At 75.1% G+C, this 25,197-nt stretch carries 3 protein-coding genes; all 3 read right to left on the reverse strand.

Features of this window, described 5'->3' with window-relative positions:
* Positions 1–354 precede the first annotated feature (354 nt).
* Positions 355–3,339, reverse strand: a complete 2,985-nt coding sequence (locus P3T41_RS08825; RefSeq protein WP_280689072.1) for a non-ribosomal peptide synthetase — start codon at positions 3,337–3,339, stop codon at positions 355–357.
* A gap of 226 nt (positions 3,340–3,565) precedes the next feature.
* On the reverse strand, positions 3,566–15,412 hold the full coding sequence (locus P3T41_RS08830; RefSeq protein ID WP_280689073.1) for a type I polyketide synthase: 11,847 nt from the start codon (positions 15,410–15,412) through the stop codon (positions 3,566–3,568).
* Between the two features lie 119 nt (positions 15,413–15,531).
* Entirely contained in the window at positions 15,532–25,194 is a 9,663-nt protein-coding gene (locus P3T41_RS08835) for a type I polyketide synthase (RefSeq protein WP_280689074.1), read from the reverse strand.
* Positions 25,195–25,197: the final 3 nt, after the last annotated feature.

Genomic DNA, 25,197 nt, shown 5'->3' on the forward strand with positions numbered 1-25,197 from the left:
CGTCGCGCTTCGACGGATTTCACCGGCAGGAATTCGCAGCCATGACCCCGACGGCATGCAGCGGCCGCCGGATTCCTCGGCGGCCTTCGGCACCGGGCGTTTTCGCCCAGCTCACCCATTGCATTTCGCTATCGCGATGATGGTTGGCCCCCCTAGCCGTCTCAACCCCTATTCGTCCCCTAGGTCCGGTCCGGGCGCCCGGCAGCCCGGCCGGACCGGGCCGGAGCGACGGCGGCGGGTCCCGGCCGCACCACAACGCCCGCGACCGCCCGGCACGGTGGCGGGCGGTCGCGGGCGTTGTGGTGCGGCCGCAGGAGGTCGTGGGTGGTGACCGGGGCCGTCAGGGACGAGCCGTCAGCGCAGCTTGCCGGCCCGGGCGCGGCGGGCCAGGTCGGCCACCCGGGCCAGCGTGGGCTCGCGCAGGAACCAGGCCAACTGCCCCATGAAGCCCTCCTCCTGGGCGGGCTCCAGCAGCACCTCGCGGCAGACGGCGGCCAGCATCGCCAGCAACCCCACCGAGTCCCCGCCGAGCTGGTGGAAGTCGGCCGTCCCGTCGAGCCGGCCGCGTGGCACACCGAGGGTGCGGGCCCAGATCTCGGCCACCGCCGCCTCGACCGGGTCCAGCGGCGCCGCCGGCTCCGTCCCGGGCTCGGCAGCGGCCTCCGGGTCCGCCGCGAACGGGTCGGGCAGCGCGCGCGTGTCGACCTTGCCGCTCACCGTGTAGGGCAGCTCCGGCAGCACCAGGACGGCTGCCGGCACCATGTACGAGGGCAGCCGGTCGGCCAGGTGCGCGGTCAACGCGTCCTCGCCGACAGCCGCGTTGGCCAGCACGTAGCCGTACAGTGCCTTGGCCGATCCGCCGGTCCTGGACCGGGCGATCACCACGGCGCGCTCGACGGCGGGATGCGTCTCCAGCGCCTGCGCCACCTCCGCCGGCTCCACCCGGTGGCCGCGCACCTTGACCTGGTCGTCGATCCGCCCGACGCACTCCAACTCGCCCGAGGGCAGCAGCCGGACCAGGTCGCCGGTGCGGTAGACCCGGGTGCCGTCGGCCAACGTGACGAACCGCTCCCGGTTCAGCTCGGGCCGGCCGAGGTAGCCGCGGGCCAGCTGTGCGCCACCCAGGTAGAGCTCGCCGATCTCGCCGGGCGCGACGAACCGCAGCTCCTGGTCGAGCAGATGGGCCGTGGTGTTGTCGGCCGGCAGGCCGATCGGCACCACCGCCCGCTCGGCGTCGCGCTCCGGGTCGAAGGTGTGCGCGGTGCAGCCGATGGTCGCCTCGGTCGGCCCGTACTCGTTGATGATCCTGCAGTCGGGCCCGAACATCTGCTGGGCCCGGGCGGCGACCTCCACCCGCAACTGCTCACCGATCACCAGCACCGTGCGGTAGCCGGTGGGCGTCAGGTCGAGGCGGCCGATCAGGTCGAGGTGGGAGGGCGTCAGATTCAGCGTGTTGGCGCCCGACTGCTCCAACAGGCGGCCCAGCGACAGGTGGTTGGGCTCCTCGCGCAGCAGGATCACCTCACCGCCGGCCAGCAGCGGCAGGAAGACCGAGGTGCCCGTGACGTCGAAGGAGGGTGAGGTGATCAGCGGCAGCCGGGTGTCGGCGTCCACCCCGAAGGCACGGGTGGCCCAGTGCACGTAGTTGGCCAGACTGTGGTGCTCGATCTGAACGCCCTTGGGGCGCCCGGTCGATCCCGAGGTGTATATGATGTAGACGAGATCTGAACGATCGATGGACGCGTCCTGGAAGTCCGCGGGCGCGTCGCCGTCCAGGGCCAACTCGTCCAGCAGCAGCGGTTGGCAGCCCGTCGGCAGGCAGTCGCGCTGCTCGTAGGCCCGCTCCAGCAGGCAGTGGCCGCTCTCGGCGTCCGCGAGCAGATCGGCGATCCGGGCGTCGGGGTGCCGGGTGTCCAGTGGCAGGTAACAGGCCCCCGCCCGCAGTACCCCCCACAGTCCGGCCAGCGCCGCCACCGTGCGGCCGGCCAGCAGGCCGACCACGCTGCCCGGTCCCACGCCCTGTCTGCGCAGTTCGGCGGCGACGCGGTCCGCCCGGCGGCTCAGTTCGGCGTAGGTCACCTTGCCCTCGGGGCCGCTCAGCGCGATCCGGTCCGGGGTGCGCTCGACCTGCTCGCGGAAGAGCTCGACCACCGAGCGCTCGCTGGGCAGCGCACGCTCGGTGCGGTTGCCGGCCCACTGGCGGTGTGCGGGCGGGGAGAGCGCGTCCGTGATCGTCTCCAGCAGGCCTTCGACGCGTTCCGCCATTCCCGGCTCGTCATGCCAGGCGACGGTGACCTCGGTGCGGCCGGGGCACTCCATCAGGTCGATCTCGGGCGGGCCGCCGGGGCTGGTGCTGCCCAGCGAGTAGTAGGCGTCGGCCCGGAAGCCCTCGGTGGACAGCTCGGCGAGCTCGATGCCGCCCAGGTGCGAGAGCAGGGCGGTGCCGGAGTGGCGGCGCCTGCGCGCGGCGGACCGCTCGATCCCGGCGTTGAACACCCGCAGCAGCGGCACCGGAACCCGCAGCAGCCAGGAGCCCAGTGGCAGCGCCAGTTCCTCGCGCTTGACCAGCGAGCCGAGCAGCCGCTCGTGCACCTGCTGCCACTGCTCCCCGGCCGCGACGTCCACGCTCAGGCTGTGCGCCAGCATGGCGGTCGAGCGCAGCTCGGGATCGTGGCGGCGCAGGTCCACCGGGACGAAGAACCGGCCGGCGCCGGACTCGGTGGTCGCGGCGAGCGCGGCTGCCACCTTGGCCACCGCCGCCGGATGGCGGCCGTCGATCGTGCGGCGGCGCCAGAGCAGGCGGCTCGGGTCCGGCACCGGGTGACCCAGCAGCGAGGGCCACTCCAGCGCGGCGGCGGGCGCCGGCGGCGGCTGGTGACCGGCGACGCGCTCGGCGAACTCGTGGTGGTCGGCGGTGGCGTCGTAGCCCAGCGGCGGCTCCCCACGCAGCACCCGGAAGACGTCGGCGGCCCACAGCTGCAGGCCGCGGGCGTCGGTGATGCCGTGGAAGGCGCGGAACAGCAGCGTGGTCGGCGTGCCGGGGATCAGCACCACCTCACAGGTCGGGCCGCTGCCGTCGAGCCCGCGGCGCAGTGCGGGGCTGTCGAAGCGCTCGTTGTCGAAGCTGCCCGCCGCCAGGACGTGCAGCTCGGGAGCCTTGCCGCTGTCGACCCAGTCCCGGCCCCGGCGGACCAGCCGCATGCCCGGGGACGCCGCGGCCGCGGTCGCCAGCGCGGCGGCGAGCTCGCCGGCCGGCAGGACTCCCTCGCCCTCCACCACGTGCTGGACGACGCTCTGCGCCGGCCGCAGGCCCAGGAAGGCCCGCTCCATCGGCGTCATGACTCGGCTGTACGGCTGCGAGCCGGCGGAGGTGCTCACCGCCGGTGCAGCGGGCGGGCGTTGGTTCTCCTGTTGGGTACTCAACGTGATCGCAATCTCTTGTGGCGTTCCTGCGCCCTGGCGGGGTCGTCGGGCGCGGCTCTTCGAGGCGGGAAGCCTTGCCGCGGCCCCGGTCCGGCACCGACTGCGTCGGGCCGGGGCCGCGGCAACTCCGTCTCTCAGGTGGTCAGTTGCCGCCTCCATGGGAGCGGCCGAGCTGGTCGTTGATGAACGCGAACAGCTCGTCGTCGGAAGCCGCCTTGAGCTGCCCGCCGTCCACCGCGCCACCACCCGCCACCGCCGTGGGCGCGGCGGGCTCGCCGAGCCGGCCCAGCATCGCCTGCAGCCGGGCCGCCAGGCTGCCGCGCAGCTCGCCGTCGGGCACCGGAGCTGCCGTGAACGCCGCCTCCAGGCGGTCGAGTTCGGCCAGCAGCGACTGTGCGGCGGCGGCCGGGGCCGGGGTGATCTCGGCGAGCAGCAGCTCGGCGAGTGCGGCGGGCGTCGGGTAGTCGAAGACCAGCGTCGCGGAGAGCCGCAGGCCGGTGGCCGCGTTCATCCGGTTGCGCAGCTCGATGCCGGTCAGCGAGTCGAACCCGATCTCCTTGAAGGCCCGTTCGGCCTCGACGACCTCCGGTCCGGAGTACCCGAGGACGGCGGCGACCTGGACGCAGACCAGTTCGAGCAGCAGCTTGCGGCGCTCGTCCTGCGCCAGGCCGCTCAGGCGCTGCTCCAGCGTCGGCCCCTCCACCACCCCGGCCGCGGCACGGGCGGCGCGGCGCGCGGGGCCGCGCACCAGGCCGCGCAGCAGCGGCGGGACGGTGGCCGGGTCGGCGTGGTCGCGCAGCCCGGCGACGTCCAGGCCCATCGCGGCGACGGTGCCGCGGCCCAGCGTCGCGGCGGTGTCGAGCAGCGCCAGGCCCTGGGCGGAGGAGAGCGGGGTGATGCCGCCGCGGGCCATCCGCTCCAGGTCCGCCTGCGCCAGGTCGCCGGTCATGCCGCTGCTCTCGGCCCACAGGCCCCAGGCCAGCGAGAGCGCGGGCAGGCCCGCCTGGGTGCGCTTGGTCGCCAGCGCGTCCAGGAAAGCGTTTGCAGCCGCGTAGTTGCCCTGCCCGGCGCCGCCGAAGGTGCCGGCGACGGAGGAGAAGAGCACGAAGGCCGACAGGTCGAGTCCGGCGGTCAGCTCGTGCAGATTGAGCGCGGCGTCCACCTTGGGCCGCAGCACGGTGTCCAGGCGGTCGGGCGTCAGGGCGTTGACCACCCCGTCGTCCAGCACGCCCGCCGTGTGCACGACGGCGGTCAGCGGGCGCGCCAGCGAGCCGAGCAGCGCCGCGAGCCCGGCCCGGTCGGCCGCATCGCACGCCGCGACGGTCACCGAGGCACCCAACTGCTCCAGCTCGGCCGCCAGTTCGGCCGCGCCCGGGGCGTCGGCGCCGCGCCGGCTGGTGAGCAGCAGATGCCGGGCACCATGCTCGACCACCAAGTGCCGGGCCACCAGCGCCCCGAGGGTGCCGGTCGCGCCGGTGATCAGCACGGTGCCGTCCTGGTCCAGCGGGGCCGGGACGGTGAGCACGACCTTGCCGATGTGCTTGGCCTGCGAGACGAAACGGAACGCCTCCGGCGCCCGGTGAACGTCCCAGGTCGCGATCGGCAGATGCGCCAACGCACCCTGCTCGAAGAGCTCCAGGACGGCGGCGAGCATCTCGCCGGTGCGCTGCGGGCCGGCCTCGATCAGGTCGAAGCCCTGGTAGCGCACGCCCGGGTGCTCGGAAGCCACCTGCTCGGGGTCGCGGACGTCGGTCTTGCCCATCTCCACGAACCGCCCGCCACGCGGCAGCAGCCGCAGCGAGGCGTCCACGAACTCCCGTGCCAGCGAGTCAAGGACCACATCCACACCACGACCACCGGTCGCCGAGCGGAACCGCTCCTCGAACTCCAGATCACGCGAAGACGCGATGTGCGCATCATCCAGCCCCAGCGCGCGAAGCGCGTCCCACTTGCCCGCGCTCGCCGTGCCGTAGACCTCCGCGCCGAGGTGACGGGCCAGCTGCACGGCTGCCATCCCGACGCCACCGGCCGCCGCGTGCACCAGGATCGACTCACCCGCCCGCAACTCCGCCAGATCCACCAGCGCGTAGTACGCGGTCAGGTAGACCACCGGGACGGAGGCCGCCTCGGTGAAGCTCCAGCTGGCGGGCATCCTGGCGATCATCCGGCGGTCGACCACGGCGACCGGGCCGAACCCGCCGGACATCATGCCGAACACCCGGTCACCGACCGCGAGATCGGTGACGTCACTTGCCACCTCCAGCACCACGCCGGCGCCTTCCAGGCCCAGCAGACCGGCGTTGCCCGGGTACATCCCCAACGCGTTCAGCACGTCACGGAAGTTCAGGCCGCTGGCCCGCACCCCGATCCGCACGCTGCCGGGCTCCAGCGGAGCGACGGCCGCCGGGTGCTCGATCAGCGCCAGGTTGTCGAGCGCACCCTTGACCGGGATGCCCAGGCGCCAGGCAACCGCGTCCTGCGGCTCGGCAAGCGCGTCATCGGTCGCCAGTCGCGCCAACCTCGCTGCGTAACAGGTGCCCTGACGCAGCGCCAGCTCGAACTCGGGCAGCGCCAGCGCGGCCGGCAACGCGGCGACCGAGGCCTCGGTGTCGTCCAGGTCCAGCAGCACGAACCGCTCGGGATTCTCCGCCTGCGCGGAACGAACCAGGCCCCAGACGGCGGCATGCGCCGGATCGGCCAACTCCTCCCCCGCCAACGGCGCCACCGCGCCCCGGGTCACCAACACCAGCCGCGAGTCAGCGAACCGCTCCTTCGCCAGCCAGGCCTGAGCCAGGCCCAGCACCCGGTGCGTCGCCTCCCGCACCACATCCGCCGACAATTCACCGACGGCCGAGGGCGAGCACGGCACGAAGACCGCGTCCGGCACCGTCCCACCAGCCGCCACCGCCGCCAGATCGGCGAAGGTGTCGACCGCGAGGCCCGCGGCGGAGAAGGCGCGGGACAGGTCCGAGTCGCCGCCGACGACCGCCCAGCGGCCGTCCTGCGTCACCTCGGCCGCGGCCGGCAGGGCAGACCAGTCGACGTGGAAGAGCGAGTCGTGGTGAGTGCCGCGGGCGGCGCCGCGCAGCTGGTCGGCGCCGATCGGGCGCAGCACCAGCGACTCCACGGTGGCCACCGGCTCGCCGGTGGCGTCGGCGAGCGTGAGGGCGACCGCGTCCGTGCCCTGCGGGGTGATCCGTGCGCGCAACGCGCTCGCCCCGGCGGCGTGCAGCGTGACGCCGCTCCACGAGAACGGCAGCCGGCCCCCTTCGGCGCCGCTCCCCTGGAGGAAGGTGCCGTGCAGCGCGGCGTCGAGCAGCGCGGGGTGCAGCCCGAACAGGCTCGCGTCCGGCTCGGTGCCCTCCGGCAGCGAGACCTCGACGAAGATCTCCTCGCCGCGCTGCCAGGCGGCGGTCAGCCCCTGGAAGGCGGGCCCGTAGGCGAATCCGCCGACCGCCAGGCGCTCGTAGAAGCCGGTGGTCTCCAGCGGCACCGCGTCCACCGGCGGCCAGACGGCGAGGTCGCCGGCCTCGGCCGGCTCACGCACTCCGCCGGTGCCCAGCGCGCCGCCGGCGTGCTTGGTCCACGGCTCGTCGGCCTCCGCGTCCTCGGGACGGGAGTAGACCGAGAGCGGCCTGGTGCCGGACTCGTCGGCGGCGCCGAGCCAGAGCTGCAACTGCAGCGCACCGCTCGGCGGCAGCAGCAGCGGCGCTTGCAGGGTGAGCTCTTCCAGCCGGTCGCAACCCGCCTGGTCGCCGGCGCGGACCGCGAGTTCGACGAAGGCGGTGCCGGGCAGCAGCACGGTCCCGGAGACGGCGTGATCGGCCAGCCAGGGGTGGGTGTCCAGGGCGAGCCGCCCGGTGAACAGGAAGCCGTCCGACTCGGCCAGCGGGGCGGCGGCACCGAGCAGCGGGTGCACGGGGGCCAGCAGCCCGGCCGAGGCGACATCGGCGGCCCACAGCGCCGGGGCCTCCAGCCAGTAGCGCTCGCGCTGGAACGCGTAGGTCGGCAGCTCGATCCGGCGGGCGCCGGTGCCGGCGAAGACCGCCGGCCAGTCGAGCTTGGCGCCGCGCACGTGCAACTGGGCGAGCGCGGTGGTGAACGTCTGCGCCTCGGCGCGGTCACGGCGCAGTACCGGGGTGAAAGCGCCTTCCTCGGCGGTCACGCACTCCTGCGCGAGGGCCGACAACGTGCCGTCCGGGCCCAACTCCACGAAAGTGCGCACGCCCTCGCGCCCCAGGGTCACGACCGCGTCGGCGAAGCGGACGGCCTCGCGGACGTGACGCACCCAGTACTCGGGGGACGTCAGGTCGGCGCTCTGGTCGAGCGTCGAGACGATCGGGATCTGCGGGGCGTTGAAGGTCAACTCGGCTGCGATCGCACGGAATTCGGCGAGCATGCCGTCCATCAGCGGCGAGTGGAACGCGTGGCTGACGGTCAGCCGCTTCGTCTTGCGACCGTCGGCCGCGAGCTTCTCGGCCACCTCGGCCACGGCCTGCTCGGCACCCGAAATCACCACAGACGTAGGCCCGTTGACGGCGGCGATACCGACATCCGCGCGGTCCGCCAGCAGCGGCAGCACCTCGTCCTCGGCGGCCTGCACGGCCACCATCGCGCCACCGGACGGCAGCGCCTGCATCAGACGGCCGCGCGCCGCCACCAGCCTGGCCGCGTCCGCCAGCGAGAACACACCCGCCACATGCGCGGCCGCCAGCTCACCGATCGAGTGCCCGGCCAGGAAGTCAGGCCGCACACCCCACGACTCCACCAGCCGGAACAGCGCCACCTCAACGGCGAAGAGCGCCGGCTGGGTGTACGCGGTCTGGTCGATCAGCGCGTCGGCGTCCTTGAGCGGCGTCTCCAACCACCGGTCCAGCTCCGCACACACGGCGTCATACGCCGCGGCGAACACCGGGAAAGCGCTGTACAGCTCGCCACCCATCCCAGCCCGCTGGCTGCCCTGACCGGTGAACAGGAACGCCGTCCGCAGCGTGCTGCCGGCGGTGCCCTCGACCAGCTGCCCGGCCGGCTCGCCGGCGGCCAGTGCCGCCAGGCCGCGCAGCAGGTCCATCCGGTCGCCGCCGACCACTGCGGCACGCTGCTCCAGGCCGGCGCGCGTGGTGGCCAGTGAGAAGGCGACGTCGAGCGGGTGCGACGCCTCGTCGGCGGTCAGCTGCTCGTGCAGCCGGCCCGCCTGATCCCGCAGCGCCTCGCGGGTCTTGGCGGAGAGCACCCAGGGCAGCGCGGCCGGTGCGGCAGGCTCGACCGGGGTGGCGGGCTCAGCCGCAGCGAGCGGTGCCTGCTCGATAACGACGTGCGCGTTGGTGCCACTGACGCCGAAGGACGAGACGCCCGCCCGGCGCGGCCGGCCGGTCTCCGGCCAGTCCCGTGCCTCGGTCAGCAGCTCGACGGCGCCCGCCGTCCAGTCCACGTGCGGGGTCGGCTCACCGACGTGCAGCGTCTGCGGCAGCAGGCCGTGCCGCATCGCCATCACCATCTTGATGATCCCGGCGGCGCCGGCGGCGGCCTGGGTGTGCCCGAGGTTCGACTTGATCGAGCCCAGCCAGAGCGGCTGCTCCGCACCGTGCTCCTGGCCGTAGGTGGCGAGCAGCGCCTGCGCCTCGATCGGGTCGCCCAGCGAGGTGCCGGTGCCGTGTGCCTCGACCGCGTCGACCTGATCGGCCGTCAGCCCGGCGTTGGAAAGCGCTTGCCGGATCACCCGCTGCTGCGAGGGACCATTCGGCGCCGTCAGACCGTTCGAAGCGCCGTCCTGGTTCACCGCCGTGCCCCGGACGATCGCCAGCACCGGGTGCCCGTTGCGACGGGCGTCGGAGAGCCGCTCGACGAGCAGCATGCCCACGCCCTCGGCCCAGCTGGTCCCGTCCGCGTCGGCGGAGAAGGACTTGCAGCGGCCGGTGGAGGACAGGCCGCCCTGGCGGGCGAAGTCGACGAAGGTGTCGGGCGTGGCCATCACGGTCACGCCGCCCGCCAGCGCCAGCGAGCACTCGCCGCTGCGCAGCGCCTGGGCGGCCAGGTGGAGGGCGACCAGCGAGGACGAGCACGCGGTGTCCACGGTGACCGCCGGCCCCTCCAGGCCGAAGGTGTAGGAGACCCGGCCCGAGGCCACGCTGCCGGAGCCGCCGGTGCCGAGGTAACCCGCGACGTCCTCGGGGACGGCGGGCAGCCGGGTGACGTAGTCGTGGTACATCACGCCCGCGAAGACGCCGGTCCGGCTGCCCTTGACCGAGGTCGGGTCGATGCCGGCCCGCTCGAAGGCCTCCCAGGACGCCTCGAGCAGCAGCCGCTGCTGCGGGTCCATCGCCAGCGCCTCACGCGGGTTGATGCCGAAGAAGCCGGGGTCGAAGGCGCTGGCGTCATGCAGGAACCCGCCCTGCAGCGCGGCGGCCGCCCGCTCGGCGTCGGCGCTGTGCAGCGCGTCCACCAGCCAGCCGCGGTCGGTGGGGAATCCGGAGATGCCGTCGCGGCCGCTGGTGACCAGCTGCCAGAGCTCCTCGGGCGTGGTCACCCCACCCGGGTAGCGGCAGGCCATGCCGATGATCGCGATCGGGTCGTCGGCGACGCCGGTGGTGCTGGCGCGCGGTCCGGCCGGGGTGGCCACGCTCTGGACCGAGCCGAGGAGTTCGGCGCCCAGCTGGTCGGCGAGGGCGGCCGGGTTCGGGTAGTCGAAGACCAGGGTGGCCGGCAGCCGCAGGCCGGTCGCGGCGGTCAGCCGGTTGCGCAGCTCGACGGCGGTCAGCGAGTCGAAGCCGAGCTCCTTGAAGGCCAGGTTCGGCTCGATGGCGTCGGCGCCGCCGTGGCCGAGCACGGCGGCCACCTCACCGGTGACCAGGGCCAGCAGCGCCTTGCTCCGCTCGGCGGCCGGCAGCGCGGCCAGCTGCTCGCCGAGCGAGCCGGCGGCCTGCTCGACCTGCGCGGCACGCCGGGCCGGCGCCCGGACCAGGCCGCGCAGCAGGGCGGGCAGCGCCGAGCTCGCGGCCTGGGCCCGCAGCCCGGCCAGGTCCAGGTGGATCGGGACGTAGCTCGCACCGCCCAGCGCGGCAGCGGTGTCGAGCAGCGACAGGCCCTGCTCGGAGGAGAGCGCGGCGACCCCGCCGCGAGCCATCCGCTGGAGGTCGGCCGCCTCCAAGCTGCCGGTCATGCCGCTGCGTTCGGCCCACAGGCCCCAGGCCAGCGCGGTGGCGGGCAGCCCCGCGGCCCGGCGGTCCTGCGCGAGCGCGTCCAGGAAGGCGTTGGCGGCGGCGTAGTTGGCCTGGCCGGGTCCGCCGAGGGTGGCCGCCGCCGCCGAGAAGAGCACGAAGGCGGTGAGGTCCTGATCCTTCGTCAGCTCGTGCAGGTGCCAGGCCGCGTCGACCTTGGGACGCAGCACGGGGGTCAGCCGCTCGGGGGTGAGCGCGGAGACGATGCCGTCGTCCAGCACGCCGGCGGTGTGCACCACGGCGCTCAGCGGGTGCTCCGGCGCGAGCGAGTCGAGCAGCGCGGCCAGCGCTTCGCGGTCGGCCACATCGCAGGCGGCGAACCGGACACAAGCGCCCGACTCGCCGAGCTCGGCGGCGAGTTCGGCCGCGCCGGCCGCCTCGGCGCCGCGCCGGGAGACCAGCAGCAGGTGCCGCACGCCGTGCACGGCGACCAGGTGACGGGCGACCAGCCGGCCCAGCGTGCCGGTGGCGCCGGTGACCAGCACGGTGCCGTCCGGGCCCACCTCGAGACCGGGCGAGACGTCGTCGGCGGGGGCGGCGACCCGGGCCAGCCGGGGCAGCAACAGGACGCCCTCGCGCAGCGCCAGCTGCGACTCGTCGGCGGCCAGCGCGGTGCTCAGGGCGGCGGGCAGCGCCCGCAGCGAAGCCTCGTCGCCGTCCAGGTCGAGCAGCACCAGGCGGCCCGGGTTCTCGGTCTGGGCCGAGCGGACCAGGCCCCAGACGGTGGCGGCGGCCAGCTCGGCGACCGCCTCGCCGGCGCTGACGGCCAGCGCGCCGCGGGTGGCCAGCACCAGCCGAGCGTCGGCGAACTCGTCGGCGGCCAGCCACTCCTGGACCAGGGCGAGGGCGCGGCGGGCCGTCGCGTGCGCCGCCTGCGGCAGCTCGCCGGGCTCGGCCGCCACCACGGTGAGCACGGTGGTGGGCGGCGTCGCGCCGGCGTCGATGGCCGCGGCCAGCGCGGTCAGGTCGGCGTGTCCGGGCAGATCGAGGGCGAGCCGCTCGGCGCCGAGCAGCGCCCACCCCGCGGTGTCCGCACCACCGAGAGAGGCGGGCTGCCACTCCACGGTGAACAGCGACTCCACGTGGGCGCCGCGGGCGGCCCGCACCTGGGCGGCCGAGACCGGGCGCAGCAGCAGCGAGTCGATGTGGGCGACCGGGGCGCCGGTGCCGTCGGCGACGGTGACCGAGACGGCGTCCGCACCGGCCGGGGAGAGCCGCACCCGCAGGGTGTCGGCGCCCGAGGCGTGCAGGGTGACGCCGCTCCAGGCGAACGGGAGCCGCCCGGACTCGCTGGGGCTCAGCAGGGTGCCCATGCCCACGCCGTGCAGGGCGGCGTCCAGCAGGGCGGGGTGCAGGCCGAACCGGCGGGCCTCGGCCCTGGCCTGCTCGGGCAGCCGCACCTCGGCGAAGATCTCGTCGCCCGACTGCCAGGCGGCGCGCAGGCCCTGGAAGGTGGGGCCGTAGCCGAACCCGGCCTCGGCCAGGAAGTCGTAGAGGCCCTCGGTCTCGACCGGGGTGGCGCCGGCCGGCGGCCAGCTGTCCAGGCCGAGCGGCTCGGCGCGGTGGCCGGTACCGGCGGGCGCGAGGATGCCGGTGGCGTGCCGGGTCCAGGCGTGCTCGGCGGTCAGGGCCGCGCCGCTGACGGCCTCCTCGGGCTCGGGACGGGAGTGCAGGGTGAAGCCGCGGGCGCCGGTGGCGTCCGCCTCCCCCACCGCGAGCTGGATCTGGACGGCACCGTGCTCGGGCAGCACGAGCGGGGCCTGCAGGGTCAGTTCGGCGAGCTGGTGGCAGCCTACGTGGTCGCCGGCCCGGATCGCGAGCTCGACGAAGGCCGTGCCGGGCAGCAGCACGCTGCCCATGACGGCGTGGTCGGCCAGCCAGGGGTGGGTCCGCAGTGAGAGCAGCCCGGTGAAGAGCACCCCGTCCGCGTCGGCGAGCGCGACGGCGGCGCCGAGCAGCGGGTGGTCGGCCGTGCCGAGACCGGCCGAGGCGACGTCGCCGAGCCAGCCGGCCAGCGGCTCGGGCCAGTGGCGGCGGCGCTGGAAGGCGTAGGTGGGCAGGTCCACCCGGGCGCCGCCCCAAGCGGCGCTGACGGCGGACCAGTCGGGCGCGGCGCCGTGCACGTGGGCCAGCGCGAGCGCGGTCAGCAGGCTCCGCACCTCGGGGCGGCCGGCGCGCAGCGTGGGCACCAGGGCGGCGCCGTCGGCCTGCTCGCCGAGGCAGTGCTGGGCCATCGCGGTGAGGACGCCCTCGGGGCCGAGCTCCAGGTAGCTGGTGACACCGCTGGCGTCGAGCCGGCGGACGGCGTCCAGGAAACGGACGGCCTCGCGGACGTGGCGCACCCAGTACTCGGGCGAGCAGACCTCCTCGGCACTCAGCGAGGCGCCGGTGACGGTGGAGATGATCGGGATCCGCGGCGGCTGGTAGTCCAGGCCCTCGGCGATCTTGCGGAACTGCGCCAGCATGCCGTCCATCAGCGGGGAGTGGAAGGCGTGGCTGACGGTGAGGCGCTTGGTCTTGCGGCCCAGCTCCTCGAAGTGCCCGGCGATGGCCAGCACGTCGTCCTCGGCGCCCGAAATCACCACGGCGCTCGGGCCGTTGACGGCGGCGATGCCCACCGTGTCGGCGCGGCCCGCGAGCAGCGGCAGCACCTCGTCCTCGGCCGCCTGGAGCGACACCATCGCACCGCCGCGCGGCAGTTCCTGCATCAGCCGGCCGCGCGCCGCCACCAGCTCGGCCGCGTCGGCGAGCGACAGGACCCCCGCGACGTGCGCGGCGGCCAGCTCGCCGATCGAGTGGCCGGCCAGGAAGTCCGGTGCCAGGCCCCAGGATTCCAGCAGCCGGAAGAGCGCCACCTCGATCGCGAACAGCGCCGGCTGGGTGTAGGCGGTCTCGTCGATCAGCGCGTCGGCGTCCTTCAGCGGCGTCGCCAGGTGCCGGTCGAGCTCCACGCAGACCTCGTCGTAGGCCTGCGCGAACGCCGGGAAAGCGCTGTACAGCTCCGCGCCCATCCCGGCGCGCTGGCTGCCCTGGCCGGTGAAGAGGAAGGCCGTGCGGCCCGTGGCGGCGACGCCGCGCACCAGCTGCGGCGCGCTCTCATCGGCGGCCAACGCGTCCAGGCCGGTCAGCAGTTCGGCGCGGTCGGCGGCCAGCACGACGGCGCGGTGGTCCAGGGCGGCGCGGGTGGTGGCCAGCGAGTGGGCGAGGTCGGCCGGGGCGAGGTCCGGGACGGTCTCCAGGTGGGCCCGCAGCCGGGCGGCCTGGGCCCGCAGCGCCTCGGCCGTCCGGCCCGAGACCAGGTGCGGCAGCAGCGCGGGGGCGGCGGCCGCCGGGGTCCGGCCGGCGGACGGCTCGACCGCGGGTGCCTGCTCGACCTCGGGTGCCTGCTCGATGATGCTCTGCTCGACAATGATGTGGGCGTTGGTGCCGCTGACGCCGAACGAGGAGATGCCCGCGCGGCGCGGCTCGCCGGTCTCCGGCCACGGCCGGGCCTCTTCGAGCAGCGCCACGCCGCCCGAGGTCCAGTCGACGTGCGGCGAAGGCTCGTCCACGTGCAGGGTCTTGGGCAGCACGCCGTGGCGCATCGCCTGCACCATCTTGATGATGCCCGCGACACCGGCGGCGGCCTGGGTGTGGCCCAGGTTCGACTTGACCGAGCCCAGCCAGAGCGGCCGGTCCTCGGGCCGCTCCAGCCCGTAGGTGGCCAGCAGGGCCTGGGCCTCGATCGGGTCGCCGAGCACCGTCCCGGTGCCGTGCGCCTCGACCACGTCGACCTGACCGGGCGTCAGCCCCGCGCTGGAGAGCGCTTGGCGGATGACCCGCTGCTGGGAGGGGCCGTTCGGCGCGGTCAGACCGTTCGAAGCGCCGTCCTGGTTGACCGCCGAGCCGCGGATCACCGCGAGCACCGGGTGGCCGTTGCGCTGGGCGTCGGAGAGCCGCTCCAGCAGCAGCATGCCGACGCCCTCGCCCCAGCCGGTGCCGTCGGCGGCGGCGGCGAAGGACTTGCAGCGGCCGTCGGCGGCGAGCCCGCGCTGGCGGCTGAACTGGATGAACGCCCGCGGGCTGGACATCACCGTGACGCCGCCGGCCAGCGCCAGCGAGCATTCCTTCTGGCGCAGCGCCTGCACCGCGAGGTGCAGGGCGACCAGCGAGGAGGAGCAGGCGGTGTCGACGGTGACGGCCGGGCCCTCCAGGCCGAAGGTGTAGGAGAGCCGGCCGGAGAGCACGGCCGCCGAGTTGCCGGTGAGGGTGTAGCCCTCGACTCCCTCGGGCACCTGGTAGAGCAGCTCGCCGTAGTCCTGGCCGTTGGTCCCGGCGAAGACACCGGTCCGGCTGCCCTTGAGCGAGGTCGGATCGATGCCCGCCCGCTCCAGCACCTGCCAGGACGCCTCGAGCAGCAGCCGCTGCTGCGGATCCATGCCGAGCGTCTCGCGGGGGCTGATGCCGAAGAAGGCGGCGTCGAACTCGGTTGCGTCGTACAGGAAGCCGCCCTGCCGGGTGTAGCTGGTGCCCTGCTGCTCGGGGTCCTCGTCGAAGAGCGACTCCATGTCCCAGCCCCGGTCGGCCGGGAAGTCGCCGATCGCATCGCGGCCCTCGGCCACCAACTGCCAGAGATCTTCGGGAGAGTTCACCCCGCCCGCGAACCGGCAGCTCATCGAGACCAGGGCGATCGGCTCGGAGTCGCCCGACTCCGCCTCACGCAGCCGCTGGCGGGTCTGGTGCAGATCCGCCGTGACGCGCTTCAGATAGTCGAGGAGCTTTTCCTGATCCACTGTTGGAACCTCACCCAATTCGATCACTGCTGCAAGTAGTTGCGGGCCGATCCGGGCCCGGTCCGGTCGTGGGCGCGGCCGTGCGGGCCGCACGGGCCGCGCCCACGGAGGCGGGCCCGTCAGGCGATGCCCAACTCGTTGTCGATGAAGGCGAACAGCTCGTCGGCCGAGGCCGCCTGCAGCTTCTCGGTCACCTGCTCCTCGGCCTCCCGCTCGCGCGGCGCGCCGCTCCACCGGGCCGCCAGGGCCTGGAGGCGGGCGGCGACGTCCGCGCGGGTGTCCTCGTCGGCGGAGACCGCCGCCAGCGCGGCCTCCAGCCGGTCGAGGTCGGCCAGCGAGGGCTCGCCCTGCCCGCCGCCGGTGGGCAGCAGCTCCGCCCGCAGCCGGGTGGCCAGCGCGGCCGGGGTCGGGAAGTCGAAGACCAACGTCGCCGGCAGCCGCAGCCCGGTGGCGGCGCTGAGCCGGTTGCGCAGCTCCAGCGCGGTCAGCGAGTCCAGTCCGAGCTCCTTGAACGCCCGGCCGCCGACCACCTCGTCCACCGTCGCGTGGCCGAGCGCCGCCGCCGCGTGGGCCCGGACCAGGTCGAGGACGGCCTGCTCGCGCTCCAGCTCCGCCATCCCCGCCAGGCGCCGGCGCAGCTCGGCGGCGTCGCTCGGCGCCGCCTGCGCGCCGGCCTCCTCGCCACCGGACTGCCGGCGGGCGGCGGGCAGTTCGTCCAGCAGGGCGGAGGCGCGCACGGCCGTGAAGCCGGGCGCGAACCGCTCCCAGACGATGTCAGCGATGGTGACCACGGTCTCGTCCAGGTCCAACGCCTGCTGGAGGGCGGCGATCGCCGACTCGGGCCGCATGCCGGGCAGTCCGGCCCGGTCCAGGCGGTCGCCGATCAGGCCGTCGGCCGCCATGCCCGACTCGCCCCAGCGGCCCCAGGCGACCGAGGTGGCGGGCAGGCCCTGGGCCCGGCGGTGCTCGGCGAAGGCGTCCAGGAAGGCGTTGGCGGCCGCGTAGTTGCCCTGCCCGGGGTCGCCCAGCGTGCCGGCGATGCCGGAGAACAGGACGAAGGCCGTCAGGTCCGACTCTCGGGTCAGCTCGTGCAGGTTGAGCACGGCGTCCACCTTCGGACGCAGCACCCCGGCGACCCGGTCGGGCGTCAGCGAGTCGAGCACGCCGTCGTCCAGCACGCCCGCGGTGTGCACGACCGCGGTGAGCGGCCGGTCCGCCGGTACGGCGGCCAGGAGTTCGGCGAGCGCCGCCCGATCGGCCGCGTCGCAGGAGGCGATGGTGACCTGGGCGCCCAGCGCGGTGAGTTCCGCGTGCAGTTCGGCGGCGCCTTCGGCGTCCGGGCCGCGACGGCTGGTCAGCAGCAGGTGCTCGGCGCCGTTGCCGGCCAGCCAGCGGGCCACGTGCGCGCCGAGCGCGCCGGTGCCGCCGGTGACCAGGACGGTGCCGCTCGGGCGCCAACTCGCCTCAGGCGCGAGGCCCGCGGGCGCGGGCAGCAGCCGGCGGACGAACACCCCGGAGGCCCGGACGGCCAGCTGGTCCTCGACCCCGGCGCCGGCCAGCACGCCGACCAGCCGGTCCAGCGCGCGCTCGTCGATCCGCTCGGGAAGGTCCAGCAGGCCGCCCCAGCGCTGCGGCTGCTCGAGCGCCGCGACCCGGCCGAGACCCCAGACCAGCGACTGCGCGGGTCCGGCCGGCCGCTCGCCGCGGTTCACCGCCACCGCACCCCGGGTGGCGCACCACAGCGGCGCCTCGAACCCGGCGTCGCCGAGTGCCTGGACCAGCCCGACGGTCCCGGCCAGGCCCAGCGGCAGGCCCGGGTGGTCCTGGTGCGGCCGCTCGTCCAGCGCGAGCAGCGAGAGCACGCCGGTCAGCTCGACCACATCGCCAAGTTCCTTGCGGAGCACGTCGACCAGCGCCTCCCGGTCCAGGTCGAGCCCGCTGAGGCTGAACGTCCGCACCTCCGCGCCGGCCCGGTCCAGGGCCCGGGCGGTGTCGGCCACCCAGCCCTGCTCGGCGAGTTCCTCGGGCACGATGACCGCCCAGGTGCCGGCCAGGCTCGGCGCGGCCGGCAGGTCGGTGAGCGCCTGCCAACCGACCCGGTAACGCCAGCCGTCGATGGCGGACTGCTCGCGGCGCCGGCGCCGCCAGGAGGAGAGCGCGGGCAGCACGGCGCTCAGCGGGGCCTCCCCGCCGAGGTCGAGCGAGCCGGCCAGCGCCGCCAGGTCCTCGCTCTCGACGACCTCCCAGAACGCCGTCTCCACCGGGTCGTTGCCGGCCTGCCCGGACCAGGTCTCGGGCCTGGCCGCCTCGGGCCAGAAGCGGCGGCGCTGGAAGGCGTAGGTCGGCAACTCGACCCGCCGCGTGCCGGTGCCCGCGAAGACGGCGGCCTGCCAGTCCACCGCGACACCGCGCACCCAGGCCTCGGCGAACGAGGCCAGCACCCGGCGGGCGCCGCCCTCGCCACGGCGCAGCGTGCCGAAGGCCACCGCGTCGCGGTCCGCCTCCTCGATGCTCTCCTGAACCGCCATCACCAGCACCGGATGCGGGCTGACCTCGATGAACGTCCCGTAGCCGGTGGCGAGCAGCGCCTCGGTGGCCTCCTGCAGCCGCACGGTCTCGCGGAGGTTGGTGTACCAGTACTCGGCGTCCATGCCCGAGCCGTCCACCAGCTCGCCGGTCACCGTGGACAGCAGCGGCACCCGCCCTGCGCGCGGCTCGATGCCGGCCAGCACGCCGAGCAGCTCGTCGCGGATCAGCTCGACCTGTGCCGAGTGCGAGGCGTAGTCCACCGGGATCCGCCGGGCCCGGACACCGTCCGCCTCACAGGCGGCCAGCAGTTCCTCCAGCGCGGTCGGCTCGCCCGAAACCACCACCGAGGATGGCCCGTTGACGGCGGCCACCGAGATCCGCCGCTCGCCCCAGCGGGCGAGACGCTCGCGGACGGCGGCCACCGGCAGCGCCAGCGACACCATGCCGCCCAGACCCGCCAGGCCGGCCGCGATCGCCTTGCTGCGCAGCGCGACGACCTTGGCGCCGTCCTCGAGCGACAGCGCACCGGCGACCACGGCGGCCGCGATCTCGCCCTGCGAGTGACCCAGCACGACCGAGGGCTCGACGCCCGCCCCGCGCCAGACCTCCGCCAGCGAGACCATCACCGCCCAGAGCACGGGCTGCACCACGTCCACCCGCTCCAGCCACGCCTCACCGGCCCGGCCGAGCAGCACGTCCTCCAACGACCAGTCGGTGAACGGCGCCAGCGTCGCGCCGCACGCCTCGATCGAGGCCCGGAACGCCGCCGACTCCTCCCAGAGCCGAGCACCCATCGCGGCCCACTGCGAGCCCTGGCCCGGGAAGACGAACGCCACCTTCCCGGGGGCACCGGCGATCCCCTGGATCACCTCGGCCGAGACCTCGCCGGCGGCCAGCGCCGACAGACCGCGACCCAACTCCTCGACGTCCCCGCCCAGCACCACCGCCCGGTGTTCCAGCACCGCGCGGTCCACCGCCAGCGAGCGGCCGACGCCCGCCGCGTCCAACTCCGGCTCGGCGGCCGCGAAGGCCCGCAGCCGCGCCGCCTGACCGCGCAGCGCCTGCGCGCCTCGGCCCGACACCAGCCACGGCAGCACCTCGGCGCCGAGCACCGGGCTGCCGGCCTGCGGCGGGTCGGACGGCTCGGCCTGGAGGACCGGCTCCTGCTCGACGGCCGGTGCCTGCTCCAGGATGATGTGCGCGTTCGTCCCGCTGAACCCGAACGAGGAGATGCCCGCCCGGCGCGGCTGCCCGGTCTCGGGCCAGGCCCTGGCCTCGGTCAGCAACTCCACCGCACCCGCCGACCAGTCCACTTCCGGGGTCGGTTCGTCGATGTGGATGCTCTCCGGCAGCACGCCGTGCCGCATCGCCAGCACCATCTTGATGACGCCGGCCAGGCCGGCCGCCGCCTGCGCGTGGCCGATGTTGGACTTCACCGAACCGAGCCAGAGCGGCCGGCCCTCGGGCCGGTCCCTGCCGTAGGTGGCGAGCAGCGCCTGGGCCTCGATCGGGTCGCCGAGCGCGGTGCCGGTGCCGTGCGCCTCCACCGCGTCGACCTGAGCGGCCGTCAATCCCGCACTGGAGAGCGCTTGCCGGATCACCCGCTGCTGGGACGGACCGTTCGGCGCCGTCAGCCCGTTGCTGGCACCGTCCTGGTTGATCGCCGAGCCGCGCACCACGGCCAGCACCGGATGCCCGTTGCGCCGCGCGTCGGAGAGCCGCTCGACCAGCAGCATGCCGACGCCCTCGGAGGGCGTGAAGCCGTCCGCGGCGGCCGAGAACGGCTTGCAGCGGCCGTCGGAGGCCAGCCCCTGCTGGCGGCTGAATTCGACGAAGGTCCCCGGGGTCGACATCACGGTCACGCCACCGGCCAGCGCCAGCTCGCACTCGCCGTTGCGCAGCGCCTGCACCGCCAGGTGCAGGGCCACCAGCGAGGCCGAGCAGGCGGTGTCCACGGTCATCGCCGGGCCTTCGAGGCCGAACAGGTAGGAGACCCGGCCGGAGACCACGCTGGCCGCCGTGCCGGTGGCGACATGGCCCTCCGCCGACTCGGCCGCGCCGGCCAGCAGGGCCAGGTAGTCCGATCCGTTGGTGCCGGCGAAGACGCCGGTCCGGCTGCCGCGCAGCGCGCCCGGGTCGATGCCGGCCCGCTCGAGCGCCTCCCAGGAGGTCTCAAGCAGCAGCCGCTGCTGCGGGTCCATCGCCATCGCCTCACGCGGCGAGATCCCGAAGAAGGCGGCGTCGAAGCGGCTGGCGTCGTCCAGGAACCCGCCCTCGCGGATGTAGGAGGTGCCCTGGTGGTCGCGGTCGGCGTTGAAGACCGCGTCGAGGTCCCAGCCACGGTCGGCGGGGAACTCCGACAGCGCGTCACCCGCGTTGACCAGCAGCCGCCACAGGTCCTCGGGCGAGGCCACGCCGCCGGGGAACCGGCAGCTCATGCCGACGATCGCGATCGGCTCGTCGGCGGCCCTGACCACGACCGGGGCGGCCACCGCGCCGGCGGTGCCGGAGAGTTCCTCCGCGAGGTGGCGCACGAGTGCGACGGCGTTGGGGTGGTCGTAGATCAGGGTGGCGGGGAGCTTGATCCCGGCGGCCGCACCGAGCCGGTTGCGCAGCTCGACGGCGGTGAGCGAGTCGAAGCCGAGCTCCTTGAAGGCCCGGCCGGTGTCCACCGCCTCCGGGCCCGGGTAGCCGAGCGCGGCCGCGACGTGGGAGGTGACCAGGTCGAGCAGGATCTCCTCGCGCTCGGCCGCCGCGAGACCGGCGAGCCGGGCGGCCAGGCCGTCGCCGGCGCTCTCCTGCTCCTCGGCGCCGCCGCCGGTGCGCGCCAGGGCCGCGACGGCCTCGGGCAGCTCGAACAGCAGCGGCCGGACCCGGCCCGAGGTGAAGGCGAGCGCGAAGCGCTGCCAGTCGATCTCGGTGACGGTCAGCACGGTGTCGCCCTGGTCCAGCGCCTGCTGAAGGGCGGCCACCGCCCGCCCGGGCGCCATCTCGAGGATGCCGTGCCGGCGCATCCGGTCGCCGACGCCGTCCTCGGCCGCCATGCCGCCCTCGCCCCACGGCCCCCAGGCCACCGAGGTGGCGGGCAGGCCGTCGGCCCGCCGCTGCTCGGCCAGCGCGTCCAGGAAGGCGTTGCCGGGCGCGTAGTTGCCCTGGCCGGGGGCGCCGAAGGTGGCGGCGAAGGAGGAGAAGAGCACGAACGCGGACAGCTCGAGGTCGCGGGTCAGCTCGTGCAGGTGCAGGGCGGCGTCGACCTTGACCCGCAGCACCCGTTCCAGCTGATCGGCCGTCAGGGCCTGGATGACCGCGTCGTCCAGCACTGCGGCGGTGTGCATCACGGCGGTCAGCGGCCGGTCGGCCGGGATGCCCGCCAGCAGCTCGGCCAGCGCCGCACGGTCGGAGACGTCGCAGGAGGCGATGGTGACCTGGGCGCCCAGCGCGGTGAGCTCCGCGTGCAGTTCGGCGGCGCCTTCGGCGTCCGGGCCGCGGCGGCTGGTCAGCAGCAGGTGCTCGGCGCCGTTGCCGGCCAGCCAGCGGGCCACGTGCGCGCCGAGCGCGCCGGTGCCGCCGGTGACCAGGACGGTGCCGCTCGGCCGCCAACTCTCGCCCTGCGCCGGGCCGGCCGGCGCGTGCAGCAGGCGGCGGACGAACACCCCGGCGGCCCGGACGGCCAGCTGGTCCTCGACCCCGGTGCCGGCCAGCACGCCGACCAGGTGATCCAGGGCGCGCTCGTCGACCGTTTCGGGCAGGTCCAGCAGACCGCCCCAGCGCTGCGCGTCCTCCAGCGCGGCGACCCGGCCAAGCCCCCAGACCAGTGACTGCGCGGGTCTGGCCAGCCGCTCGCCGCGGTTCACCGCCACCGCACCCCGGGTGGCGGTCCACACCGGCGTCTCGAACCCGGCGTCCGCCAGCGCCTGGAGCAGCGCGACCGAGCCCGCCATGCCGAACGGCACCGACGGGTACGCGGGGCAGCGGGTCTCGTCCAGCGCGAGCAGCGACAGCACCCCGGCGGGCGCGGCGCCCTCCGGCAGCTCCCGGCGGAGCAGCTCGGCCAGCGCCGCCCGCTCCAGGTCGGCCTCGTCGACCACCAACTGCTTTAGGTCCGCGCCGCGTTGGGTGAGCTTCTGGACGGCGCCGACGGCCCAGGCGTCCGCCGTGAGGCCGGCCGGCACGACGACCAGCCAGGTGCCGGAGAGCACCGGGGCGGGCAGGTCGGTAAGCGCTTGCCAGCCGACCCGGTAGCGCCAGCCGTCGATCACGGACTGCTCGCGGCGCTGGCGCCGCCAGGAGGAGAGCGCGGGCAGCACAGCGCTCAACGGGGCGTCCCCACCCAGGTCGAGCGAGCCGGCCAGCGCCGTCAGGTCCTCGTTCTCGACGGCCGCCCAGAACTCCGCCTCCACCGGATCCAGCGCGGCGTCACGCTGCTCGGCGGCGGCCGCGCTCGGCGCGTCCAACCAGTAGCGGCTGCGCTGGAAGGCGTAGGTGGGCAGCTCGACGCGCTGCGCGCCGGTGCCCGCGAACACGGCGGCCTGCCAGTCCACGGCGATGCCGCGCACCCAGGCCTCGGCGAAGGAGGCCGCCATCCGGCGGGCGCCGCCCTCACCGCGCCGCAGCGTGCCGACGGTGACGGCCGGCGCGTCGGCCTCCTCCAGGACCTCCTGAAGGCCGGTCAGCAGCACCGGGTGCGGGCTGACCTCGACGAACCCGCCGACCCCGTGGTCCATGACGGCGGCCCGGACCGCGTCGCTGAACCGCACGGTGGAGCGGAGGTTGGTGTACCAGTACGCGGCGTCCATCGCGGCGCCGTCGAGCAGCTCGCCGGTCACCGTGGAGAGCAGCGGCACCCGCCCGGTGACCGGGGCGATCCCGGCCAGCGCGGTGGCCAGCTCCTCCTGGATCGCCTCGACCTGGGCGGAGTGCGAGGCGTAACTGACCTGCACCCGACGGGCCCGGACACCGTCCGCCTCGCAGCCGGCGAGCAGCTCGTCCAGCGCCGCCGGCTCGCCCGCGACCACCACCGAGGTCGGGCCGTTGACGGCCGCCACCGAGATCCGCTGCTCGCCCCAGGCGGCCAGCCGCTCGCGGACCGCGGCCACCGGCAGCGCCATCGAGACCATGCCGCCGTGGCCCTCCAGGCCGGCGGCGATCGCCTTGCTGCGCAGCGCGACGACCTTGGCGCCGTCGGCACGCGACAGCACCCCGGCCACCACGGCGGCCGCGATCTCGCCCTGCGAGTGGCCCACCACCAGCGCGGGCTCGACACCCGCCGCCCGCCAGACCTCGGCGAGCGAGACCATCACGGCCCACAGCACCGGCTGCACGACCTCGACCCGGTCCAGCCACTCCTCGCCGGCCCGGCCGAGCAGCACGTCCGGCAGCCACCAGTCGGTGAACGGCGCGAGCGCAGCCGCGCACTCCTCGATCGCGGTGCGGAACACCGGCGACCGGTCCCACAGTTCGACGCCCATCGCGGCCCACTGCGAGCCCTGCCCGGGGAAGACGAAGGCGACCTTGCCGACCGGCTGGGCCACGCCTTCGACCAGGTCGGCGGCCACCCCACCGGCGGCGAGCGTCTCCAGTCCGCGACCGAACTCCGCGAGGTCGGTGCCGAGCACCACGGCCCGGTGCTCCAGCGCGGCCCGGCCCACCGCCAGCGAGAGCCCGACGGCCGCCGCGTCCGGCACCGGCTCGACGGCCGCGAAGGCGGCCAGCCGGGCCGCCTGCCCGCGCAGCGCCGCCGCGCCTCGGGCGGACACCGGCCAGGGCAGCACGTCGGCCTCGATCGCGGCGCCCTGCACCTGGGCCGGCGGCTGCTGCTCGGCGGGCGGCTGCTCGGCCGACGGAGCCTGCTCGGCGGTGCTCTGCTCGATGATGCTCTGCTCGATGATGATGTGTGCGTTGGTGCCGCTGAACCCGAAGGAGGAGACGGCGGCCCGGCGCGGCTGCCCGGTGTCCGGCCAGTCCCGCGCCTCGGTCAGCAGCTCCACCGCACCGGCCGACCAGTCCACGTGCGGGGACGGCTCGCTGACGTGCAGCGTCTTCGGCAGCACGCCGTGGCGGATCGCCATCACCATCTTGATGATGCCGCCGACCCCGGCCGCCGCCTGGGTGTGGCCGATGTTGGACTTCAACGAGCCGAGCAGCAGCGGCCGTTCGGCCGCCCGCTCCTGGCCGTAGGTGGCCAGCAGGGCCTGCGCCTCGATCGGGTCGCCCAGCGTGGTGCCGGTGCCGTGCGCCTCGACCGCGTCGACCTGACCCGGCGTCAGACCGGCCGATGCGAGCGCTTGCCGGATCACCCGCTGCTGGGACGGGCCGTTCGGGGCGGTGAGGCCGTTGCTGGCGCCGTCCTGGTTGATCGCCGAGCCCCGCACGATGGCCAGCACCGGGTGCCCGTTGCGCCGCGCGTCGGAGAGCCGCTCGACGAGCAGCATGCCGACGCCCTCGCCCCAGCCGGTGCCGTCCGCGTCGGCCGAGAAGGCCTTGCAGCGCCCGTCGGTGGCAAGCCCGCGCTGCCGGCTGAACTCCACGAAGGTGCCGGGCGTGGCCATCACGGTGACGCCACCGGCCAGCGCCAGCGTGCACTCGCCGGTGCGCAGCGCCTGCACGGCCAGGTGCAGGGCGACCAGCGAGGAGGAGCACGCGGTGTCGACGGTGACCGCCGGGCCCTCCAGGCCGAGGGTGTAGGAGACCCGGCCCGAGGCGACGCTGCCGAAGCTGCCGGTCCCCAGGTGGCCCTCGACGCCCTCCGGCACCGAGCTGAGCCGGCTGGCGTACTCGTGGTACATCAGGCCGGCGAAGATGCCGGTCCGGCTGCCCTTGAGCCCGGTCGGGTCGATGCCGGCCCGCTCGAAGGCCTCCCAGGAGGTCTCCAGCAGCAGCCGCTGCTGCGGGTCCATCGCCAGTGCCTCGCGCGGCGAGATCCCGAAGAAGGCCGGGTCGAACTCGCAGGCGTCGTGCAGGAAACCACCCTGGCTGACGTAGCTGGTGCCCTGCTGGTCGGGGTCCTCGTCGATCAGCGACTCGACCTCCCAGCCACGGTCGGTCGGGAAGCCGGTGACGGCGTCACCACCGTCGGCCACCAGCCGCCACAGCTCCTCCGGAGAGGACACCCCACCGGGGTAGCGGCAGGCCATGCCGACGATCGCGATCGGCTCCTGGTCGCGCTCCTCCAGCTCCCGCAGGCGCCGGCGAGCGTTCCGCAGATCAGCGGTGGCGCGCTTGAGGTAGTCGCGCAGCTTGTCCTCGTTCACCATGTC

It is taken from the genome of Kitasatospora sp. GAS204B, assembly GCF_029892155.1.
Classification (GTDB): Bacteria; Actinomycetota; Actinomycetes; order Streptomycetales; family Streptomycetaceae; genus Kitasatospora.